Origin of the sequence: Aeromonas molluscorum 848 (assembly GCF_000388115.1) — a bacterium.
Classification (GTDB): Bacteria; Pseudomonadota; Gammaproteobacteria; order Enterobacterales; family Aeromonadaceae; genus Aeromonas; species Aeromonas molluscorum.
Map to the genome: position 1 here is coordinate 1 of NZ_AQGQ01000220.1, position 5,484 is coordinate 5,484.

Genomic DNA, 5,484 nt, shown 5'->3' on the forward strand with positions numbered 1-5,484 from the left:
TCTGCAGATCGGTCAATACCAGATCCACGGGGTGTTCCCGCAGCATGTCGAGGGCCTGCAAGCCATGGTTCGCGCACCATACCTGAGCACCGAGCTGACTGAGCTGCATGCGGATCAGCGCCCTGTTCATGTCGTGATCCTCGACCAGCAAGACGTTCAATCCCGCCCCGGCCTGAGCCAGGTTGATGCTCATGGCCTCACTGACATCCTCCTGCAACAGGCTCACCAGCGTGCCGGGCACCCAGCTCTTGCCCTGCCAGCGCCAGGTCAACAAACCATGTTCATCGAGCTGTACAGCCAGGCAGGGGATCCCCTCGCCAGGTGCAACCGGCGTCAACCCATAACGGGCCAACCAGGGTGCCAGCGCTTCGAGCTCGCTATCGGGCAAGCTGATGGCCAGCCGCTCGATGACGCTCACCCTGGCCACTGCGGTGTCCGATACCACCAGCGGCAATTTCCCGATAAAGCGACTGCCTCCCCCAGGCCAGGGGTTCATGGTAATGGTGCCGCTCATCTGTTCGAGCAATTGACGACAAATGGCCAAGCCGAGTCCGGTGCCCTGTGCCCTGAGTTGACCGCTCACCTCGCCCTGCTCGAATGGCTCGAACAGTCGTGCCAGCAACTCGGCCGCAATGCCGGGCCCCTGGTCGTCAACCCCGAGCCTCAGCCAGGATTTAGCCCCGTCACGTTGCAGGTCGGCCCATAGGCAGACAGTGCCCTGGGTGCTGAACTTGATGGCATTGGAGAGCAGGTTATGCAACAGCTGCTGCACCCTGTGGGGATCAATTTCGACCAAGGCAGGCAAGTCGGCACTCAATTTGAGCCGCAGCTGCAGGCCCTTGTTGCGCGCCTTGGGCCAATGCACAGCGATAACGCGCTCACACAACAGCGCCAGGTCCGTCGGTTGTGGCGCCAGGCTCAATTTGCCGCTCTCGTTGCGGCTGAAATCGAGCACGTCATTGAGCAATCCGAGCAGTTCATCCCCGGCCTGACGCACGCTGGTCACCGCCCCCTGCTGCTGATCGGACATTGCGGTGGTTGCAAGCCACTCCAGCCAACCGAGGATGGCATTCATGGGGGTGCGTATCTCATGGCTGATGGCCGCCAGGAAGCGCCCCTTGGCCTGCATCGCCTGCTCTGCCCTGGCATGGGATTGTTGCAGTGCCTGCTCTTGAGCAACCCGCATGGTCACATCGAGCACCACGCCGTAGACCCGCCAGCCATTCTCATCCAGACGCCGTCCCCGGCCATGGAACTGCAACCAGCGCAGCCCCTCGGCAGGATGTTGATAACGCAGGACATAGGAGAAGGGTTGGCCCGCTTCCAGCATGATGGGCATATCCCGCTGCAACTGATACCTGTCCCTACTATTCAGGGCAGCCAGGGAGTCAAGGGGCTCACGACGCAGTCGATTGCTCGATACCCCGAGCAGCTCGAAGCTGCCGCGGCTGACAAATTCCAGCTCACCCAAGGTGTCATCATGCAGCAGAAACTGCACCACCATGCCGGGCACCGTATTGGTCAGCGCCCTCAAGCGGCGCTCCGCCTGACGAGAGAAGCGCTCGCGCTCACGCAGGGAGCTGATATCGGAGAGAGCAATCAGTTCCCCGGCGGGCCCCTGGTGCCCAAGGCGCAGCGGTATCTGGGCATAGGAGAAAACCCGCTCCCCCAGAGTCAACTCCCCCTCGGTGGCCCCCTGCTCGGGCGGCGGCAGGGTCAGCGGGCCTGGATGACGCGCTTCCAGTCGTTTGCCACGTTTATTGCGCTTGATGATGTCGCCATTGCCATCTCGCAGGAACACGGGCACTGGCAGCGCCTGGAACAGAGACTCACGAAAGCGGCTCTCCACGGCCAGGGCCTGCTCCGCCGCCAGACGCTGGGCCACTTCTTTGGAGAGCTGTTGCCGCGAGCGCCAGATCAGCATTATCACGGCGGCGCTGATCAGCAGCGCCAGCAACACTGAGCCGAACAGCACCCAGTAACTGACGCCACTCTGCTGAGTGAGGGTGAGCCTGTGCCAGCGCTGGATCAGCTCCGCCATCTGCTCGCTGTTGAGGGTCATCAGCCCCTGATCCAGCACGCTGGCCAACAACAGATGCTGCCGGTTGACCGCAAAGCCCAAGGCAAAGCTGTCATCGAGTTCACGCACGTTGAGTTCGGCCAGCTGATTGCTGCGCAGGGGGTATTGCAGCTGATAGAGCTCGCTCAGCAACCAGTCAGCATTGCCACTGCGCAGCTCACTCAAGCCCTGATCCACATCATCGACCCGCACCCAGGCGGCGTTGCCATAGCCCGAGAGCATGTCTGGATCATAGAGACTGGTGGGCACCAATACCCGCTCGCCACTCAATTCGCTCAGCCGCCTGACCTGGCGGGTCTTGAGGGAAACCAGGGCAAAACGGTTCTCGGCGATGGTGCGGGTAAACTCGAACTCCTGGCCAAGACGAGGGGATTCGAGCAAACCGGCCATCATGTCGGCCTCCCCACGCCGGAGTTTGTCCAGCGCCTCTTCGCGGCTGGCAGCAGGCACCGTCTCAAAGCGCAATCCGGTCTGCTGCCCAACCCAGCGCAGCACATCACCACTCCAGCCCCTGAGCTGGCCCTGCTCATTGATACCGCTATAGGGCATCAGATCCGGGTTGATCACCAGACGCACCCGGCTACCTCGCCCTGCCAGCCAGGCCTGCTCCTCATCGGTAAAGTGCACCGGGTTGATGGTCTGCTTGCCATCGGCCAGATAGCGCTCCAGATCCTGATAGAGCGCACCCGGTGTCAGATAGCGAATGCCGGTATCGACGAGGCGTTTAAGCTCGGGCTTGTCTCCCAGCTCCAGCCGATAACCTATCACCCAGTCATCACTGCGCAATCGTCTCAACCGCAACCCCTCGGCCGGGTTTTGCCGCATCAGATGGCGCAGTTGCAAGTAGTCGCCGAGATAGGCGCTCCCCTCGCCCGCCTTGAGTGCCTCAAACCAGCCGTTGGGATTGGCAAGGGTCAACTGGGTGGCTTTGGGGTAGAGCCGGGCCAGACGCTTGTTCTGCTGCCAGATGGGGGATGTCAGAAAGACCGCCGTATTGAGTTTGCCACGGTAGAGAATGGCGGACTCGGACTCGAGTATGGTGCGGCTGTAGAGACGATCCGCTCTTGGCGCCGGGGAGGGGCCAATGTTCGGAACTAAGTCGCAGCGTCCGGATTGCAACCCCTCCTGGACCGCTTGCCAACTGGCGAGTCGTAGCTTGACCAGGGGGACCGGCAGTGTGTTGGCCAGCCTGTCGAGCTGATCTATCAGAAAACCGCCCTTTTCCTCTAGATAAGGGGGGCGAACCAGGTTGGGATAGCAGAAGGTGAGCTGATCAATGGACGAGGCATAGTGCTGGGTCGAGGGGGACAACGGCAACACCATGGCGTGAGCCGTGCCGGCCAGCAGGCTGGCCAACAGTAGAAGGCGGCGGATCATGGCATAGCAAAAGCCAGGCAGACGCCTGGCTTTTCGTTAGTTAACTCAAGACTCATTGGGTTCGACCGTCTCCACCCTCGCCTTGAGTTTCTGGCCGGGGCGGAAGGTCACCACCCGACGGGCACTGATAGGAATATCTTCACCCGTCTTGGGGTTACGTCCTGGGCGCTGGTTCTTCTCACGAAGATCAAAGTTACCGAAGCCCGAGATCTTGACTTGTTCACCGCGTTCCAGCGCTTGTCGGATCTCCTCAAAGAAGGCTTCCACCATATCTTTGGCTTCACGCTTGCTCATCCCGAGCTGGGTGAACAGGTGCTCTGCAATGTCGGCTTTGGTAAGCGCCATAGATCAATCCCTCAAGGATGCATTCAACTCTTCACCAAGGGCCCGCACGACATTGTCTACGGTCTCGGCAATCTCTTTCTCCTCCAGGGTGCGCTGGGTGTCTTGCAAAACAAGACTGATGGCCAGGCTCTTCTTGTCCTCTGCCATACCAGCACCCTGGTACACGTCAAACAAGTTTATTCCAACTAACTGATTTCCGCCAACTTTTTTAATTACTGCGAGCACATCACCGGCCAGAACCGCAACGTCAACCACCACGGCAATATCGCGACGGTTGGCCGGGAAGCGAGATACCTCGGTCGCAACCGGCACCTTGGCAGGGATCAGCTTGTTCAACTCCAGCTCGAACATGATGGCACGGGTCTTGAGACCCAGCTTCTTCTCGAGGCTCGGGTGGATCACGCCGATGTGGCCTATCACCACGCCGCTGCGCAAAATAGCCGCGCTCTGACCCGGGTGCAGGGCACTGTGTTCGGTGCGCTCGAAGCTGAAGGTGGCACCTTCGGCAGTCAAGTCCAGCACGGCTTCCAGATCCCCTTTCAAATCAAAGAAGTCGCTGCCACGGCTCTTGATGTCCCAGTGCTCATCGCTCTGGTTGCCGGTGATGATACCGGCCAGCATGGGCTCCTGGCGGATGCCGTTTTCGGCGCTCGCATCCTTGATAAAACGCAGGCCCTGCTCGAACAGGCGCACCCGGCCCTGCTGACGGTTCTGGTTGTAGACCACGGCCTGCACCAGACCCGGGAACAGGGAGACGCGCATAGCGGACATCTCGACCGAGATGGGGTTAGGCAGCACTATGGCATCGCTCTGGGAGAACAGGGTCTGCTGGGCCTTGGGATCCACGAAGCTGTAGGTGATCGCTTCCTGGAAGCCGCGGTCAACCAGCAGGTCACGCACCCGCTTCAGAGTCACCTGCCCTTCTGCCTGTTCAACCATCGCCAGAGAGGCAGCCGGTTTCAGGTTAGGGATGTTGTTGTAGCCGTAGATGCGGGCCACTTCCTCGATGAGGTCTTCCTCGATGGCGATGTCGAAACGCCAGGAAGGCGCCAGCGCAGTCCAGCCATCGGCATCGACGGTGACTTGCATGCCGAGACGGGTCAGGATCTCGACCACCTGGGCATCGCCTACGCTGATGCCGATCACCTTGTCGAGCTTGGTGCGGCGCAACTTGATGGGGGCAGCCTTGGGCAGATGGGCATCGGATTTGACCTCGATGACCGGGCCCGCTTCGCCACCGCAGATATCCAGCAGCAGGCGGGTGGCGCGGTCCATCACCTTGGCTTGCAGTTGTGGATCCACCCCGCGCTCGAAGCGGTGGGAAGAGTCGGTGTGCAGACCGTAGGCACGGGCACGACCGGTGATGGAGAGCGGCGCGAAGAAGGCGCACTCCAGCAGGATGTCGGTGGTGGACTCGGACACGCCGGTGCGATCGCCGCCGAAGATGCCAGCCATGCAGGCAGGGCCCTGGGCGTCTGCGATAACAAGCGTGGTCTCTTTGAGTTTGACCTCGTTGCCGTCGAGCAGGGTAATGGGCTCATCGCTACGGGCGCGACGCACCACCAGTTCCCCTTCAAGCGTCGCCAGATCGAAGGCGTGCATCGGCTGACCGTATTCCAGCAGCAGGAAGTTGGTAATATCGACGATAGCGTCGATGGAACGATGCCGCACGGCGCAGTTTC

Annotated in this window: 3 protein-coding genes; all 3 read right to left on the bottom strand. The window is 60.8% G+C overall.

Features of this window, described 5'->3' with window-relative positions; all coding sequences use genetic code 11:
• A partial coding sequence (locus G113_RS18790) for an ATP-binding protein (RefSeq protein WP_005908992.1) occupies positions 1–3,457 on the bottom strand: 3,457 nt, incomplete at its 3' end.
• A gap of 45 nt (positions 3,458–3,502) precedes the next feature.
• Positions 3,503–3,802 carry an integration host factor subunit alpha gene (ihfA, locus tag G113_RS18795; RefSeq protein WP_005908994.1) on the bottom strand — a complete coding sequence of 100 codons (300 nt, stop codon included), beginning with the start codon at positions 3,800–3,802 and terminating at the stop codon, positions 3,503–3,505.
• Positions 3,803–3,805: 3 nt separating this feature from the next.
• The coding region (gene pheT / locus G113_RS18800) for a phenylalanine--tRNA ligase subunit beta (RefSeq protein WP_005908997.1) at positions 3,806–5,484 on the bottom strand (1,679 nt) is incomplete at its 5' end.